12 protein-coding genes are annotated in these 15,214 nt (G+C 69.3%); 1 reads left to right on the top strand and 11 read right to left on the bottom strand.

The genetic code is table 11. From position 1 onward, the window contains the following. Positions 1-37: 37 nt before the first annotated feature. Both AC07NI_RS08640 and AC07NI_RS08635 read right to left on the bottom strand, forming a co-directional pair. Positions 38-997 carry a DUF4880 domain-containing protein gene (locus tag AC07NI_RS08640; RefSeq protein WP_494617795.1) on the bottom strand — a complete coding sequence of 320 codons (960 nt, stop codon included), beginning with the start codon at positions 995-997 and terminating at the stop codon, positions 38-40. 66 nt (positions 998-1,063) lie between these two features. Next, entirely contained in the window at positions 1,064-1,654 is a 591-nt protein-coding gene (locus AC07NI_RS08635; protein WP_494617794.1) for an RNA polymerase sigma factor, read from the bottom strand. Between the two features lie 162 nt (positions 1,655-1,816). On the opposite strand from AC07NI_RS08635, the gene AC07NI_RS08630 reads away from it, so the two are divergent. Beyond that, positions 1,817-2,695 carry an alpha/beta fold hydrolase gene (locus AC07NI_RS08630; RefSeq protein WP_494617793.1) on the top strand — a complete coding sequence of 293 codons (879 nt, stop codon included), beginning with the start codon at positions 1,817-1,819 and terminating at the stop codon, positions 2,693-2,695. Here AC07NI_RS08630 and AC07NI_RS08625 read toward each other — a convergent pair. The 9 genes from AC07NI_RS08625 to AC07NI_RS08585 form a co-directional block, all read right to left on the bottom strand. Beyond that, positions 2,680-3,765 (bottom strand): glycosyltransferase, encoded by a 1,086-nt coding sequence (locus tag AC07NI_RS08625; protein WP_494617792.1) that lies wholly within the window; start codon positions 3,763-3,765, stop codon positions 2,680-2,682. The two genes, AC07NI_RS08630 and AC07NI_RS08625, sit on opposite strands and share 16 nt — an antisense overlap. Before the next feature lies 1 nt (position 3,766). Further along, a complete protein-coding gene (locus AC07NI_RS08620; protein WP_494617791.1) occupies positions 3,767-4,855 on the bottom strand; it encodes a glycosyltransferase in 1,089 nt (362 codons plus the stop codon). 1 nt (position 4,856) lies between these two features. Beyond that, positions 4,857-6,185: a lipopolysaccharide biosynthesis protein gene (locus tag AC07NI_RS08615; protein WP_494617790.1), complete on the bottom strand. Its 1,329-nt coding sequence runs from the start codon at positions 6,183-6,185 to the stop codon at positions 4,857-4,859. After that, the gene (locus AC07NI_RS08610; RefSeq protein ID WP_494617789.1) at positions 6,169-7,371 is read right to left on the bottom strand and encodes a CDP-glycerol glycerophosphotransferase family protein; all 1,203 of its coding nucleotides are present in this window, start codon (positions 7,369-7,371) and stop codon (positions 6,169-6,171) included. The genes AC07NI_RS08615 and AC07NI_RS08610 overlap by 17 nt, the downstream gene beginning before the upstream one ends. Positions 7,372-7,455: 84 nt before the next feature. After that, the gene (locus AC07NI_RS08605) at positions 7,456-8,364 is read right to left on the bottom strand and encodes a glucosamine inositolphosphorylceramide transferase family protein (RefSeq protein WP_494617788.1); all 909 of its coding nucleotides are present in this window, start codon (positions 8,362-8,364) and stop codon (positions 7,456-7,458) included. A gap of 345 nt (positions 8,365-8,709) precedes the next feature. Next, positions 8,710-11,568 (bottom strand): hypothetical protein, encoded by a 2,859-nt coding sequence (locus tag AC07NI_RS08600; RefSeq protein WP_494617787.1) that lies wholly within the window; start codon positions 11,566-11,568, stop codon positions 8,710-8,712. Further along, on the bottom strand, positions 11,561-13,531 hold the full coding sequence (locus tag AC07NI_RS08595) for a hypothetical protein (protein ID WP_494617786.1): 1,971 nt from the start codon (positions 13,529-13,531) through the stop codon (positions 11,561-11,563). Before AC07NI_RS08595 ends, AC07NI_RS08600 begins: the two co-directional genes overlap by 8 nt. Further along, the gene (locus AC07NI_RS08590; protein ID WP_494617785.1) at positions 13,528-13,977 is read right to left on the bottom strand and encodes a hypothetical protein; all 450 of its coding nucleotides are present in this window, start codon (positions 13,975-13,977) and stop codon (positions 13,528-13,530) included. The genes AC07NI_RS08595 and AC07NI_RS08590 overlap by 4 nt, the downstream gene beginning before the upstream one ends. After that, positions 13,977-15,167, bottom strand: a complete 1,191-nt coding sequence (locus tag AC07NI_RS08585; RefSeq protein WP_494617784.1) for an AAA family ATPase — start codon at positions 15,165-15,167, stop codon at positions 13,977-13,979. Before AC07NI_RS08585 ends, AC07NI_RS08590 begins: the two co-directional genes overlap by 1 nt. Positions 15,168-15,214: the final 47 nt, after the last annotated feature.

Genomic DNA, 15,214 nt, shown 5'->3' with positions numbered 1-15,214 from the left:
CAAGGATGATCGGCGGCGGGAACGCCTCCAAATCGGCTCAAGAAATTTTTCGCGACAGCAGCATGGCCTGCTGCGACGGCGTCACGCGGACGTTCATCGTGGCTTCCAGGGCCCGCAGGAACGCACTGGGATCATCGGCCACGAACCGGCCGCCGACGCGCAGGCCGCCCAGCTGCGGGTCGGCCAGGACGATCTTGCGCGTCAGGTGGCGATTATATTCCTCGACGGCGCTCGACAGGGGCTCGTCCACGAACAGGATCTCGCCGCTGCGCCAGGCCAGGGTCGCGGCGACGTCCTGCTCGGACAGCGGCCGCGCCAGGGGACGCTCGGGCGTCAGGGCCAGGGCGACGGGGCCGTGAACGGGCGAGCCGTCCGCGCTGGCCGTGACGCCCTCGGCGCTGGCCTCGCCCTTGAGGACGACCAGGTCCAGCAGACCCTCGCGCAGGCGAGCGTTGTAGCGGCCCGGTCCAAGACTTGCGCCGACAGGGCCGCCCTTGAGCTGGACGCTTGGACCGCTCGCCACGATGTCCAGCGCGATCTCGCCGCGCTCGAGCCAGAGACGCAGGCCGTCATGGCCGGATTTCCACGACACGGCGCTGTCGGTGTTCAGCGTGAGCGCGCCAGTGTCGGCCAGGTCCACGCGGCGCATGCCGCCCACCGGGGTCGAGGCGCGGTCGCGGGCGTTGACCTTGCCGGCGACCAGCGCGCCGCCGCCCAGCGTGAAGAGGGCCAGGCCCGCCGCGATGGCGCCCCGGCGCGTCGGGGCGGTCTTGCGCGAGCGGACCACGGCGGGGGCCTCGGCGCCGTCCGAGGCGGCGCGTCGGGCGGCGTCGGAGACGCGGATGAAGGCCAGGGCGTGGCGAGGGTCCTCGGCGCGCCAGCGCTCGAAGGCTTCCTCGTCCAGGGTCCCAAGATCGGCGCGGGCAAGCCACTGCGCGGCCGCGCGCAGCACCGGATCGTCTCCGGAATCGCCAGATGCACGCTGTTTGCCGATCACGCCCAGGGTCGCCCTTTCATCCGCCTATCTTAGGAAGATGGTTGGGCACGCGAACCCCACCACATTTTATGAGCGCTTGAGCGATTTATTTTGCCGACGGCTTTCGTCGGACTGCGCGGGGCGCTCGTTGAGCGGTTGGGCAGGCGCTGCCGCCAGCGCCTTGGCGACCAGGTAGTGGGCGCGCGCCAGGCGCTTTTCCAGGGTCGAGGGGCTGACGCCCAGCTGCTTGGCGACCTCGCGCGGCGAGCGCTCCTCGATACGGCGCAGGACGAAGACGCTGCGGCAGCGCTCGGGCAGGCTCTTCAGCGCGGCGTCCAGGCGGGCCAGCTGCTCGCGGCCGGACACCACGCGGAAGGCGTCGGGGCTCTCGTCGACAACGTCGAAGTCCTCGGCCAGGGTCAGCTGTTCGAAGCGGGCGATCTTGGCGCGACGCAGCTTCTCGAAGGCCAGGTTGCGCATCATGCGCAGCAGGTAGGGATGAGGTGCGTCGATCTGGGCCCAGCCGTCGACGGTCAGCAGGCGCGCAAAGGCTTCCTGCACCAGGTCCCGCGCGGCGTCCGGATCGTTCACCAGCCGACGCGCCGAGGCCAGCAGCATCGGCTCGAGCGGCAGGATCTGGTCCATGAACCATTGGTCGATGGGGCGAAGGTGCGACAAGGCTTGGCCGTCCTGCATCGGGTTGGCCGTCGCTAGTCGTGGTCGATGTCAGGCGCGTGACAGTTGCAAGATATTCGGGCGGGCTACGACGCTTGACCGCGCTTTACTGTCGCCGGAGCTGCGCACGGGGCAGGGTTCAAACTCCCGAAGCAGGAGCTCCCGATGTCGCAAGATCATGTCCTCCCCGAGATCGTCCTGCGCCGCGCCGAGGTTGGGGAGGTCTCGGTTTTCTACCGCGAGGCGGGTGATCCGAGCCGGCCGACGATCCTGTTGCTGCACGGCTTTCCGACCTCGTCGCACCAGTTCCGCGACGTGATCCCGCGCCTGGCCGACCGCTATCACGTGATCGCGCCGGATCTACCGGGCTTCGGCTTCACGACTGCGCCGGAGGGTTTCGAGTACAGCTTCGCGCGGCTGGCCGAGACCATGGCCGCCTTCACCGACGCCATCGGGCTGGCGCGCTACGCGATCTACATCTTCGACTACGGCGCGCCGGTCGGCCTGCGGCTGGCCCTGGCGCGGCCCGACGCCATCACCGCCATCGTCTCGCAGAACGGCAACGCCTACGAGGAGGGGATGAGCGACGGTTGGGCGCCGACCCGCGCCTACTGGGCCGACCCGTCGCCGGCCAACCGCGAGGCGATGCGCAGCATGCTGACCCTGGAGGTCACGCGCTGGCAGTACACCCAAGGCGCGCCCGACGAGACCCAGGTGGCGCCGGAGACCTATTGGCTGGACTACGCCCTGATGTCGCGGCCCGGCAACGACGACATCCAGCTGGGCCTGATCGCCGACTACGCCAGCAACGTCGCGCTCTATCCCCGCATCCACCAGTATTTCCGCGAGCGCCAGCCGCCGCTGCTGGCCGTCTGGGGCAAGAACGATCCGTTCTTCCTGCCGGCGGGGGCGGAAGCCTTCCGCCGCGACCTGCCCGAGGCCGAGGTGCATTTCTTGGATACCGGCCATTTCGCCCTAGAGACGCATGTAGGTGAGATCGCCGCCCACATGCGTGACTTCCTGGGTCGTCACCTAGGCCGATAAAGGCTCTGGAACAGGTCGAGATAGGCGATCGCGACCGGCGTGACCCGATAGGCCGCGACGGCGTCGGCCAGCGCTTCGGGATTGGGCGCGTCGCCTTCGAGTTCGGCCTGGAGCGCCGAGGCCAGGCCGTCGATGTCGCCCGGCTTGACGGCGCGGCCGTGCGCCGGTGTCCAGAGCAGGTCCCGGATCGCGGGCGTGCAGGCGGTGGCGACCACGGGGCGGCCACGGCCCAGGGCCTCGACGATGACCGCGCCGAAGCCTTCGTGCCAGGAGCTCAGCAGCAGCAGGCGGGCGCGATCGAGCCACAGCCCGATGTCGGGCGCGTAGCCGACGAACTCGACGCGGTCGCGGACTCCGAGGCTCTCGGCCAGCGCCTCCAGCTCGGCCCGCAGGGGGCCGTCGCCGACGAAGGCCAGGCGCGCTTCCGGGTCCTGGACCTTGGCGAAGGCCTTCAGGGCGACGTCATAGCCCTTCTCCGGCGCCAGGCGGCCGGCGGCGACGATCAGCTTGCCCTTGGCCGCGCCGTTCGGGCGGACATCGTCCTCGAGGGCGGGCAGGGGGATGGCGGTGGCGATGCGACGGCCCAGCAGCCGGTCGGCTTCCGGGATGGTCTGCGGCGACAGCGTCACCAGGGCGTCGGCGTCGCGCAGCCGGCGACGCGCGCCGGCCTCGAACGTCCACTGCTTGAAGCCGCTGCGGCCGTGCTTGAAGATCGGCGAACTGACTTGGGCGACGATGGCCGGCCGCTTGGCGCCCAGCCGTTGGGCCACGGAGCGGCTGATCGACCAGTGGAAATTGCCCGGCACGAACAGGACGTCGGCGGGCTGGCGGCGCAGATGCTCGGCCACGGCCTGGCCCAGGCGGAGCCGCGAGCCGAAGCCGCGGGGGATGGGCGGGACGCACTCGACCAGCTCGACGGCCGGCGACACCAGGCTGGCCTGGGCGCCCGTCGCCGCGCCGCACAGCAGGGTCACCTCGTGCCCCGCCTTGGCCCAGGCCTCGGTCAGGCGCAGGGCCACGCGCTCGGTGCCCCCCAGCGGCAGGTCGTGCAGGACGACGAGGATCTTCACGTCAGGCCGCCGCGCGCTTCAGGCGCTGGACGATGGCCGCGCCGCGCGCCGCGAACTGTTCGGCGCCGAAGCGTTCCTGGGTGCGGACGCGAGCGGCCTGGCCCATGGCCGCCAGGCGTTCGGGATGGGACAGCGCCTCGGTCAGGACGGCGGCCAGGGCGGCCGGATCGCGCGGCGGCGCCAGGAAGCCCGTCTCGCCGGGGACGATGCTGTAGGGCAGCTCGCCTACCGCCGAGGCCAGCACCGGCAGGCCCGCCTGCATGGCCTCGTGGGCGGCGACGCACAGGCCTTCCGAGCGCGACGGCTGAAGATAGAGGTGCAAGGTCGCCAGGAAGCTCGGCGGGTCCTGGCAGAAGCCCGTGAAGCGGACATTGTCGAGCCCCGCCTCAGCGCGCTGGGCCTCTAGCCGCTCCAGCTCTGCGCCGTCGCCGGCGATCAGCACTTCGAACGGCGCGGGCGGGGCGAAGCCCTGAGCCTTCAGCAGAGCCAGGGCGTCGAGCAGAACGTCGTAGCCCTTCACAGGATGCAGGCGACCCAGCGCGCCCAGCCGCAAGGTTTCGCCCGGACGCCAGGGCGCGGCCTGGGGCGCGTCGGCCTTCATCGAGAAGATCGGCCAGCAGACCAGCTTGTCCGGATCGGGCGCGATCCGCTCGGCGGTTAGGGCCGTGACGCTCTCGGAATCGCCGATCCACAGGTCCGAGGCCGAGCGCCGCCAGCGCAGCAGGGCGCGGTTGGCGGGCTTGAGAAAGGCGGCGTGCTGCCAGCTGACCACCGGCTTGCCTAGCCAGCCGCCGACGATCTGGCCCATCAGGGTGGCGCGGGTCAGGGAGGTCCAGACGACGTCGGGTTTCCAGGCCTTCAGCTCGGCGCGCAGCCAGCGCAGGGCGGTGAGCTGCTGCTTCTCGCTGGCCGGACAGACGCGCACGTCCAGGCCGGCGGCCTCCATGGCGATCGCGCCGCGACCGTCGCGGCGGCTGAGGGCGAAGACCGCCACCTCGGCGCCGTTGTCGCGCAGCACCTGGGCGATGGCGGGGACGGGGGATTGGGCGCCGCCGCCTTCGACGGAATTGATCACATAGGCGATACGCATGTCAGGCGGTCCGCGTCGTGCTCGCGGCCGGACGGGCCTGGGCGGCCAGGGCCGCGACCAGCAGGGCCATGGTCAGCACCGCCTGGGCGACAACGCAAGGACCGATGGCGGCCTGTCCCGAAGCCGGCAGGGCGATGGCCAGCATGGCGACGAGGCCCAGGCTGCCGGCCAGGTTCATGCTCGCCGACAGGCTGGGACGCCCCAGGGCCGTCAGGGCGGCGCTGAGCGGCGGGGCGCACAGCAGGATGGTCCGGGCAATGGCCAGCCACAGCATCAGGCCGCCGGCTGCGGCGAAGCCGTCGCCGCCCATCAGCCTGGCGAAGGTGTCGCCGAAAAGCCCGAAGAGCAGGCACACGGGAATGGCGATGGCCATGGTCACGCCGCTGGTCCGGGCGATCGTGGAGATGACGAGACCGGTCTGGCCCTTGGCCGCCAGCTTGGCGAGTTCGGCATAGGCCGCCTGGCCCAGGCTCTGGGCCGGCTGGGCGATGACGGTCGTGGCCCTCTGGGCGATGGCGAAGAGGCCGGCGGCGGCGGGGCCGCCCAGCCAGCCGATGGCCAGCGGCGTCACGCGCGCGGCCAGCTCGGCGAAGGTCACGTCGGCATTGGCGCCCAGCATGAAGCGGACGATGCCGGGATTCTCGGCTCGCACGCCGCGCAGGTCGGCGCTCACCGTCAGCTTGCGCAGCGAGCGCGGCATGGTGGCGAAGGCCATGGCCCACATCACCGCCCACTCCAGCACGGCGGCGGCCAGCCAGGCCCAGAGGAAGCCGACCAGGCCCCAGCCGCCGGCCCAGGCGACGACGGCGCCGATCAGGCGCACGATCGGCGGGACCAGGCTATGGGCGCCCAGCAGGCCGAAGCGCCCGGTCACCTGCAGGTAGCCGGCGGCGGTCGCTCGCACCGTGGCCAGCACCGCCAGGCTGTAGGGCAGGCTGAGTTCGATGGCGCGCGGCGACCAGCCCAGCTTGGCGCCGATCCAAGGCGCTAGCAGCGCGGCGACCACCACGGCGACCACGCCGCAGGCCAACTCCAGCGCGGCGGCGAACTTCAGCAGGCGCGCCAGGCGCTGCTCGTCGCCCGCCAGCAAGGCCTGGGCGCCGTAGCGCACCACCGCGTGCCAGCCGGGGAACTCGATGATCCCGCCGACGGCCAGCGCATAGGTGTGGACCAGCACCAGGACCCCGTACTCGGTCGGACCCAGGACGTGCGCCGCCAGCGCGATATAGGCGAGGCTGATGATCCCGGCCCCGGCCTTGCCGCTCAGGAGACGCAGCGTATTGCCGAAGATGCCGCGCAGCGCGCCGCGATCCTCAGCCGTAGGCGACACGGGCGAACTCGGCGATCGGTTGCAGCAGCGGCGCGGTGAGGCCGGCGAAGGTCGCCACGGCGCGGGCGGCGCGCTTGGCCGAGGGCTCCTCGGTCAGGTCGAAGCTATTCTCGAACTGCTCGCGCTGGACGTGGCGATAGCCGGCGGCGTGGTCGGCCGAGGCCGTCTCCAGTGCGCTGCCCAGCTGGTCGACGCCATTGATCACCCGGCCCAGGTTCCAGTGGCCGAAGTTCTTGTCGTCCTGCCAGTCGTGACCCTGCGGGTTCAGGAAAATGCAGGGCCGCGAGCGCAGCAGGAACTCGTAGACCTGGCTGCTGGCGTCGCCGAGATAGATATCGGCGGCCTGGGTGTAGGCCATGGTCGTCGAGGCGCGGCTGCCCAGGTCGATGTGGATGTTCGGCGCGTTCAGGTGACGCGCCTCCATGCGGCCGGGTCGGTCGATGCGCAGCTTGTCGATGCTGATCGTGAACGGACGCTCGAACAGCATCACGTGCGGGGCGAAGATCAGCTGGTATTCGGGATGGTCGACGAACCAGTCCAGCACCTGACGGCCGGCCGTGAACCACGACGACAGGTGCGGCGAGACGTGCGGGTTGTAGAGCACCAGCGGCCGGCCGTCGTTCGGCAGCGGCCGCACTGGCGTGGCCGAGGCCAGGTCGAACTTCGGATAGCCGACCACCGAGATGGCTTCCGGCTTCACGCCGGTGTCGCTGACCAGGCGCTCGCGGATCTTCGGACCCGACACCAGGACGTGGTCGAACAGGGCGCTGGCGGGATCGAAGCCGACGGCCCGATCGCCCGCGCCGTGACGGGTGTGGACGATCTTCAGGTGATCCAGGCCGAACTTGGTCTTGAGGATCAGCGAGGTCTTCTCGGCCACCACCAACACGTCGACCGAGCGGAAGAAGTCGAGGTTGTCGCGGTAGAACAGCAGCTTCCCGGCCGGGACCAGGCGCTCCAGCATCTGGTGGGCCAGCTGGCTGGATTTGCGCGTCAGGCCCAGCTCGACGACAGGCAGGCCCGGCCGGCCTCCGCTCAATCGGGTGACCTCGGCCGTCAACCGCGCGTTCGACGTGGCGATGACGATCTCGGCGTCGAGATTTGCGTCCAGCATCGCCAGGGCGATCGGCAGGCTGTGCGCCACCTGATGGACTTGGTCGTGATTGAAGAGGAAACAGATCCGCATATCAGTCTGACGCCGCCGATCGGGCGAGGCCGTACTGATTGTTTAAAAAGGTTCCCTGCGGCGTCTCGCCGCAGGAGGAAATCCCTATGCGGAGCGCTTCGGTCGACGGGCGCGGAGCTTGCGGGCGATATCGATCGCCAGGCCGTGCGGCGAGGCCTTGACCCACTTGGCGTCGAACAGGGTCACCGGCCCGCAGGCGGCCAGGGTGTGGCGTCCGCCGGTATAGCGGCCGGCGTCGGCGGGACCCTTGAGGATCGGCGTCGCCTCGGCCTCGAAGCGGTCCGGGGTCAGGACGTTCAGCGACAGCAGGCGCAGGTCGCCGCCATAGGTGCGCGTACAGTCCTGGACCGGCAGGTGCAGGCGGCCCTCATGCACAAAGGGCGTGCCGCCTGGTCGGCTGCTGGCCAGGTCGATGCGCACGGGATTGCCGGGGTGCGGCGTCCAGGGGCCTTGCAGGCGGTCGGCATAGGCCAGGTGCAGCTTACCCTGCTTGTCAGCTTGCGTGCCGTCCGGCGAATAGGCGCACCACCAGCGGCCTTCCCACTGGAAGAAGGTCGGATCGATGGCCGGGGTGTCGAAGGCGATCGTCGTGACCGGCTCCCAGACGTCCGGGAACTGTTTGGCCCGATAGAGCGTGAAGGTTCCGGACCGGAAGGCCTCCGGCGTCATCCAGATCTCGCCCTCGGCCTCGAACACCACGGGGTAGGAGAGGTGCCAAGGCTCGCGGATCACCGTGCTGCGGCGGACGGTGCGATAGTCGGCGTCGAGCTCGAGATGATCGATGATCCCGTGCCGCGTGCGATAGTCATAGGCCTCGGCGAACAGATGCAGCCGCCCGTCGCGCCACAGGCCGAACGGGTCGGCCAGGAACGTGTAGCTGGGCTCCTCCGGCAGCCACCGGACCTTGGCCTGATGCAGGCCGCCCGCCTGGGCGATGTCCTGGATGGAGCATTCGAGGACGCCGACGCGCCAGATATCAGAGAACAGCGGCATGCCCCTGCGCTAGCCCAAGGGCGAATGGAATGGCAAGTGTGCTCTATACGCGCGGCCAGCGATGCCCGGCCCGGAAGCCGATACGTCCTTGGATGAACGAGCCTGTTGATAACTCTGTAAGAATGCGGAAATTCCAACCGCATAGATTTTCCGTCGCGCGATGATGGGTTGTATTTATCAAGAATAAAATCAATAACTTATATTGTATCGTGTGCGGAAATTGCACACGCAATTGCCATTCTTTTCCGTTCCTCTTCCATTCTTCGTGTGAAGGCATTGTGGCGCACACTCGCCTGCGGGCGGGCCTGGCGCAGGTCGGTTGCGGCGCCGTCCTGGAGCGGCGTCCTAAAAAACATCCACGTTGAGCGTCTCTCTATCCAGGAGAAGCAGTCGGCCGCTGTCATCGGCGAACACCAGCCGTCCGGGGTTGGCGCGTGCGCTTCCCTTGGGCGAAGCCGCGCCCGTGGACCTAGCCAGGCAGACCAGGGGCGTTTGGTCCACGTGCAGGAAGGTGAAGTAGGGCTTAGCGCCATCGGCCTCGCAGGCCACGGTTCGAGCTGTGTCGCCAATTTCGGACCAGACATACGGCCGGCCAAGGTCGCAGGCCTGGAACCGGTCGAGGCCTTCGAGCCCGAGGCGCTCTCGTCGGTCGGCGTATTCGATCGCGATACGTTCGGTCTTGGAGGTCCAGCTGGAAGCCCAAAGCGCTTCGCGGCGTAGATCCGCGGTCTTGATGGGAACGCCATGCGTCGTCGGCGCCCAGAACCAATTGGCAGGGTCGCGTATCGACTGATCGGCCCGCCACGGGATGCAAAGGATGGTCTCCAGCTTGCCCGACCGGCTCATCGTCCAGTGTTCCAGCACGCCGCGACGGCTCTCGCTGACGTCACGGGTCAACCATTGCGGACGGCCGGGCAGGTGCCCGAAAGCGAGCGCCTTTACACGCTCCGTGACGCGCGCCGACCACAGGAACATGATTTCCGGGACGGGCAGGCAGAGCTTCACCAGATCGAGCGCGCCGATCTCGCCATCGATCTGCACCAGCCACTGACCTTCGGACGTGACATCGTGATGCGCGGTCAGACGGACCTTGCCGATGGGATAAAGCCGCTGAGTAGGGGTAGCCAGACGCGTCAGCTGTTGCGCGCCATCCCTCGTTTCCTGGATGACGATGACATCAGAACCCGTGTCGATCGGAACGAGCGCGACGACATCGGCCAGATTCTGTTGCCAGACCACGCCTCCATGGCGGTCGAAGAGCTGCAGTAGCCGGTTTTCACGCCAGGCCAGGACCTGCCCTGTCCCCAGTAGGCAGGCGATCCGGACCGCCGGCTGAGTGCTCCTGGCCACGGGGACCTGCCACTCCCGCGCCTTGGGCGTCGATCGGCCGTGGAGCTTTGCAAGCTTGCTCAGGTCGAACGCCAGGACGGGCAGGACCGCCTTGTCGAGTAAGGCGCGCAGAGCGTCGATTTCACCGGAGCCGAGCCGTTCGGGCGCCAAGGCGATCAGCGCCAGCGCATAGGCCTCCAGAACGGGTTTGGCCGTCTCTCGCCAGAACACGGCCTGATCGCGGCGGTCAGGTTCGGCCAGCCGCGTCAAAGGGCGCAAGACCTCGGCCAGGATCGCCCCGGACTTCGGCCCTTCGCCGCGCATCGCCGCGTCGAAACCTTCCCGGAGCGTGCGGAGACGGGCGTCGTCCTGCGGCCCCGCCAGCAGTACCCGCGCGAGCAGTTCTGGCTCGGGATAGATCGGTTCGGCGAGCGTGGCGGCCAGCGCCAGCCAGCCCCGCCGTGCGGCGAGCAGTTCGTCGGGCGCATCCTGAGCCCCGGCCAGGCGATCGGAGACCTGCAGGGCGCGCAGAGGCTGGCTTGTCGCGATCAGGGCTTGGGTCCAGGCGTCGATCACGAAGGCGTGGAAAGCCGGCTCGGCTTGTCGGCTGTCCTCGGCCAGTTGGTCAAAGCACCCCGAGCGCTTGGCCAGACCAAGGGCGGCGGCGTGCTCGTCGGCCTTGAACAGCAGGCGAATGGTCACGGTCGGCTCGAGCTCAGCCGCCATCGCCAGCTTGGCGCCCTCGCCATGAAGCCCTCCGCGCTCGAGGGTCAGCACCGCCTGCAGATGATCGTCCAGCAGCTTTGAATGGACATAGGCCGCACGCCTGACGTCGCCACGCGCTTCGAGGGTCTTGGCTAGCTCGGCATAGCGGCCACGCAGGTTGTCATAAGTCGCCGCGCCGAAGATCCGCGCCACGCCGCCACCCGGCCTGAACGCCAGGTCGAGGGATGCGCGCAGGCCTGGAAGCCCGTTGGGATAGCGCGCGCGGTCCGCGCCCGGCTTGCTTCCGCCCAGCGCCAAGGCGAGCCGCAAGGCCGTGTCGAGATCGCCCTTGGACAGCAGTCGCTCCACCGTGGCCAGACGGTCCGCGAACTTGCCCCTCAGGCCCGCGCCCAAAGGGGTGTGCCAGCGCAGCCAGCCCTGCAGGTTCTCAAAGACTCCAGGTTCGCCCTCGTCGCCCTTTGTCGAGACGCGCCTGGTCATCATCTGCCTGAAGATCGCTGGCAGCCGCGTACGCGCATCAATGGCCTGAAGGCGCGCCTCGACGTCGCCGACGGCGTCACGACCTTCGCGCCGCAGCCCGATCGCGGCATGGGCCACCCTGGATAGACCGGTCTCGCCCGGGAGCTTCCCTTCGTGGCCATGGGCGTTGTCGGGGCTCGCCACCGGTGCGGTCCCTGACGCGTGGATCGTCAGTCGTGGCGCATCCCATAGGGACACCAGCGATTGGCTCTGCAACCGATCCAACGCCAGTTCGTAGCGCCGGCCATGCCACCATACCTGCGCCCGTCGCCATCCGACGGCGTTCGATCCGAACTGGGCGCCTGCGGGCTCTTGATCGGCGAAGCTCGCCAGGACGCCCGTCGCCGTCCCGCGCAGCGGCAGGCCAGGCTCGGTGGTCGCATCGGCAAGGCGCGGATTGGTGAAGGCGGCCACGAGCACGTGCGGCGCATCAGGTTCGGCGCTCAGGCGTCCTCGCCAGAGGGCGGCCAGCACCTCACGGAGCGGACGTAGGTCCGGGGCGGGCTCGGCCGCTTCCGAGATGAAGATCAGCCCGTCGCAAAGCGCGCCGGGCGGCAGGGTCGGCAGGCTGGGGAACCGGTCGGGCGCGGATTGCCGGCCGCGCGCGACCGCATGTGGGCGTTCAGCCATGCAGGCGACCCATGTCCAGGCGCCGCGCCTTCTGACGAAGGCGATCGAGGTTGTAGTGTGTCGACGTGTAGCCCCCGCCGCTCTTTTGCTTGCGATAGGCGGTCAGCGTTCCCGGCTCGCCGGCCTTGTTCGTCGAGACGGCCCACACCATGCCGTCGTCGCCGATATTCACCGCCACCGTCTCGAACGCGGCCCGCCCCAGCTTGAGCACCGCCCCGGTCGTGGCGCGCTCGCCGCGCACGATCCGGACGCCGCGCACCTCGCCATCGCCCCCGCACCGCGCGTCCGACCACAGGCGCGCGCTGATCGTCGCGCCGCGGGCCTTGCCCGACAGCAGAACCTCATGCGGCGCGAGGACCAGCTGGTCCTCGTCCTCGTTTATGCCGTCCTTGAACGAGGCGAACCGCCAGCGGTTGGGCGCCAGGCTGTAGGCGAGGCTGGAGGTGTTGTGGCTGTAGATCAGCCCGCGCAGCGCCGATGGCTGCAGGGAATGGACGCCTTCCTCGAAGCTGTGCAACGGATGCCCCGTGGGGCGCACCACCTCTATGCGGCCTGTCTCGCGCCCCTGGATGCGAAGAACCTCGTAAACGCCGCTTGATGCGATGATGCTGGGCCCCTTGTAGAGCGGCTCGAACGTCATAGTTTCGTCGGGCCCGAAGGCCAGTTGGTAGGCCATGCCCGACGACGAATAGATCCGCACGCCCGCCGTGTGCGTCAGGCTCGGCAGGGCATAGGGCGATTGCTGACTGAAAAGATGGGCGGACGGCGCCTTGGCCAGACGGCGGAAGGTCAGGCGCGGCGGGCCCTTGGGATCCAGTTGATAGCTACCGAGCGCCAATTGTCCGGCGCCGCCTTCACCCGTCTGGACCACGAGCATGAACCCCTCGCGATAGAGCCGGATCCCGGCCAGGCGCACGGTCTTGTCGAGGGGAATGAAGAGGCTCTGGGCGACCTGCTGGTCGTCGTCGAACTGCAGCAGCAAGAGCCCGTCGGCCAATCGCAGCAGCTTCTGGTCAGAGGCGGCATTGACGAGATAGCGCGGCGCCCACCCTTGGGGGTCCTGCGCTCGCGCGGCGGACCCACGGGGCGCGACCTGCGCTGGCGGGGGGCGGAACGGGTTGCGCAGGGCTCCGACGCAGACGGTGTCATCGGGCAAGGTCAGCGCGACGCGACGACGTTCGCGCCCCAGGCGGCGCAGGCTGAGTTCAACCGTGCGCGGCTGGTCGCCCGACGGCGGCGCGATGGCGAAGATCAGGCCGTTGGCGCCCTGGCCGGCGATGGTGGTTTCCCCCGCCAACCGCGGGCGCGCGCCGATGACCCAGTCCAGCCGCTCGGTCGCGGCAGCCTGCGACACCTGCGCGAAGAGCTGCTCCCAGAGCACGCCGGCCGCCGTCACGTCCTCGTTCGACGGTTCGCGATGGCTGGCCGCGCGCAACAGGCGCTTGACGTTGTTGAGCGATACGGCGTCGAACCAGACCGGCCCCTCGGTGCGCGGCAGGAAGCACCAGTAGAAGTCCGCGCCCTGCGCCGCCGCGAGCCGGGACAGCAGCAACAAGGCCGCCAGGCTCACGAAGCGGCCGTGACCCAACGCGCCTGGCCCCACCGAGACCACCGCCCGGAATACAGGCCGCCGTCCCGGATCGGCATAGAGCGTCTCGTGATAGAGCGTTTCGCCCTCGGCGAGCCGTCGAAGGAACTCCAGCGGCGCTTCCGTGCGCAGCAGAAGTTCGCTCGGCGCGGCTCGATCGATCTCACCGCGTCGGCCAATCCCGCCCAGACCCTCCACCTGGCCGCGTGGCGCGGGCTGTGGCGAGGACACCTCCGCGACGAGCGCCTCGCACTGATCGAGCAGCCCCTTGAGCACGGTGACAAGCGGCGCCGACAGCCGCTCGAACAGAGGCGCGAACGCCACATAGGCGTCGGGGGTCGGCCCGTCTTTCGTCTCGGACGTTGACCCGCTCATGGGCGCCCCGCGTCCAAGGCCAGAGCCTCGATCGGCTGAAGGTCGCGGATCAGGAAGACATCGGCCTCATGCGTCGAGGGCTCGCTCGAAGCCAGTCGCGGCGCCACGACCGCTGGCGGCGCGGCGGCGGACCGTTCGGTCAGCGAGGCCCAGAGCGCGGCGTGCACGTGGACAGGGGCCTCAAGTTCGACGCCGACGGGCAGCCACCATCCCTCGGCTGCCTCGTAGAGGGCGATCGAGCCTGGCAGACGCGGCAGCACCGGCTCGTCCAGGTCGCCGACCGGCGCGGCAAAGAGCACCACCCAGCCCTCGCCCCAAGCGCAGGGCAAGGCGCGAAAGAGCCGTGACTTGTGGAGCAAGGCGTTCTGGAGCCGCGCCTTGGCGTCCACATCGATCAGGATGAGGGCGCCCACGCTCTGCAGGGGTTCGCCGCGCCGCCAACGCATCAGTCCGCCCCGGCCTTGACGGCCGGAGCCGCTCCCTGGGATTGGCCGGTCAGCGCGGTCTGGAGCCGCGCACGGACCGCTTTCAGCGCGGAGGGCAGGGCGTCCTTATCGAAGGCCGCATCGATGCGGGTAAGCAACGTCTCGAGCCGGACGAGCCAAATCTCGCGCGCGGTCTCCGCCTCGGGCAGGGGCGGGTCGTTGAGCAGGGTTTCGGCCTGGGTGGCGAGCGCGGTGGCATGAGCCGTCCGGCCCTGCGTCGCCCGGGCGACGCTATCGCCCAGCACCGGATTCTGGCTGGCCCTGAGTTCGGCCTGCAGAAGGTCGCGGGCCTGGTCCTGCTCGTCCTTGGACTGCACCAGGAAAATGATCGGCCAGAGGTCTTCTGGGCCCGCGGCCGTCGCCCCGCGCAGCACGGCCGCCGCGGCGATCAGCTTCTGGCCCTTGACGATCTTGCGGTCGGACAACGATGCGCCCAGCAGGCGGATCTTGCGCACCAGATGGGCGTAGGTCTCACGGATCGGCTCCAGGTCCACCGCGAGCGTGGCCTCATGCAGCTGCGCGATCGTCGCCAGGCTCAAGGCGGGCGACGCCCCTCGGGCGGGCTGATCCCAGCCCGCGCGCAGGAGATCGGGCAGTTCGTGCTCGCCCACCGGGTCGACGAACAGGGTCATCAGGAAACGGTCGGCGAAGGCCGCCAGGGCTGGATCCTCCGGCAGGGCGTTGGAAGCGGCCACACACGACAGCAGCGGGGTCTGCATGCTGAACCGCCCGCGCCGGTAGGTGCGCTCGTTGAGGATTTTCAGAAGGCTGTTGAGGATCGCCGTCGAGCCCAGGAAGATCTCATCCAGGAACGCGATCTGCGCTTCGGGCAGCATCCCCTCGGTGACCGGCCGCACATGGCCGTCCTTGAGCGCGTTGAGGTCGAGCGATCCGAAGATCTCCGAGGGTTCGGTGAAGCGACCGATCAGATATTCAAAGCACTGGGCGGCCACGGAGTCGGCGATCGCCTCGACGACGGCGGACTTTCCTGTACCTGGCGGGCCGATGAGCAGCACGTGCTCGCGGGTCATGAGCCCCAGCAGGACGACCTCAAGGACCACGCGGCGTGCGACGAAACGGGCGCTGAGAGCGTCGAGGTGCGCATTGATCCGCGACGCGACGTCACCGGGCTCCAACGGATAAGACACCATACAGTCCTCACGACCGGCGGCGCTTGGATGCTACGCGGGTCTCTACT

The sequence above is a fragment of the Caulobacter sp. GW821-FHT10E02 genome, assembly GCF_059415225.1.
Note: the sequence above shows the minus strand (reverse complement) of the source record. Positions and strands in the feature narration are given on the sequence as shown.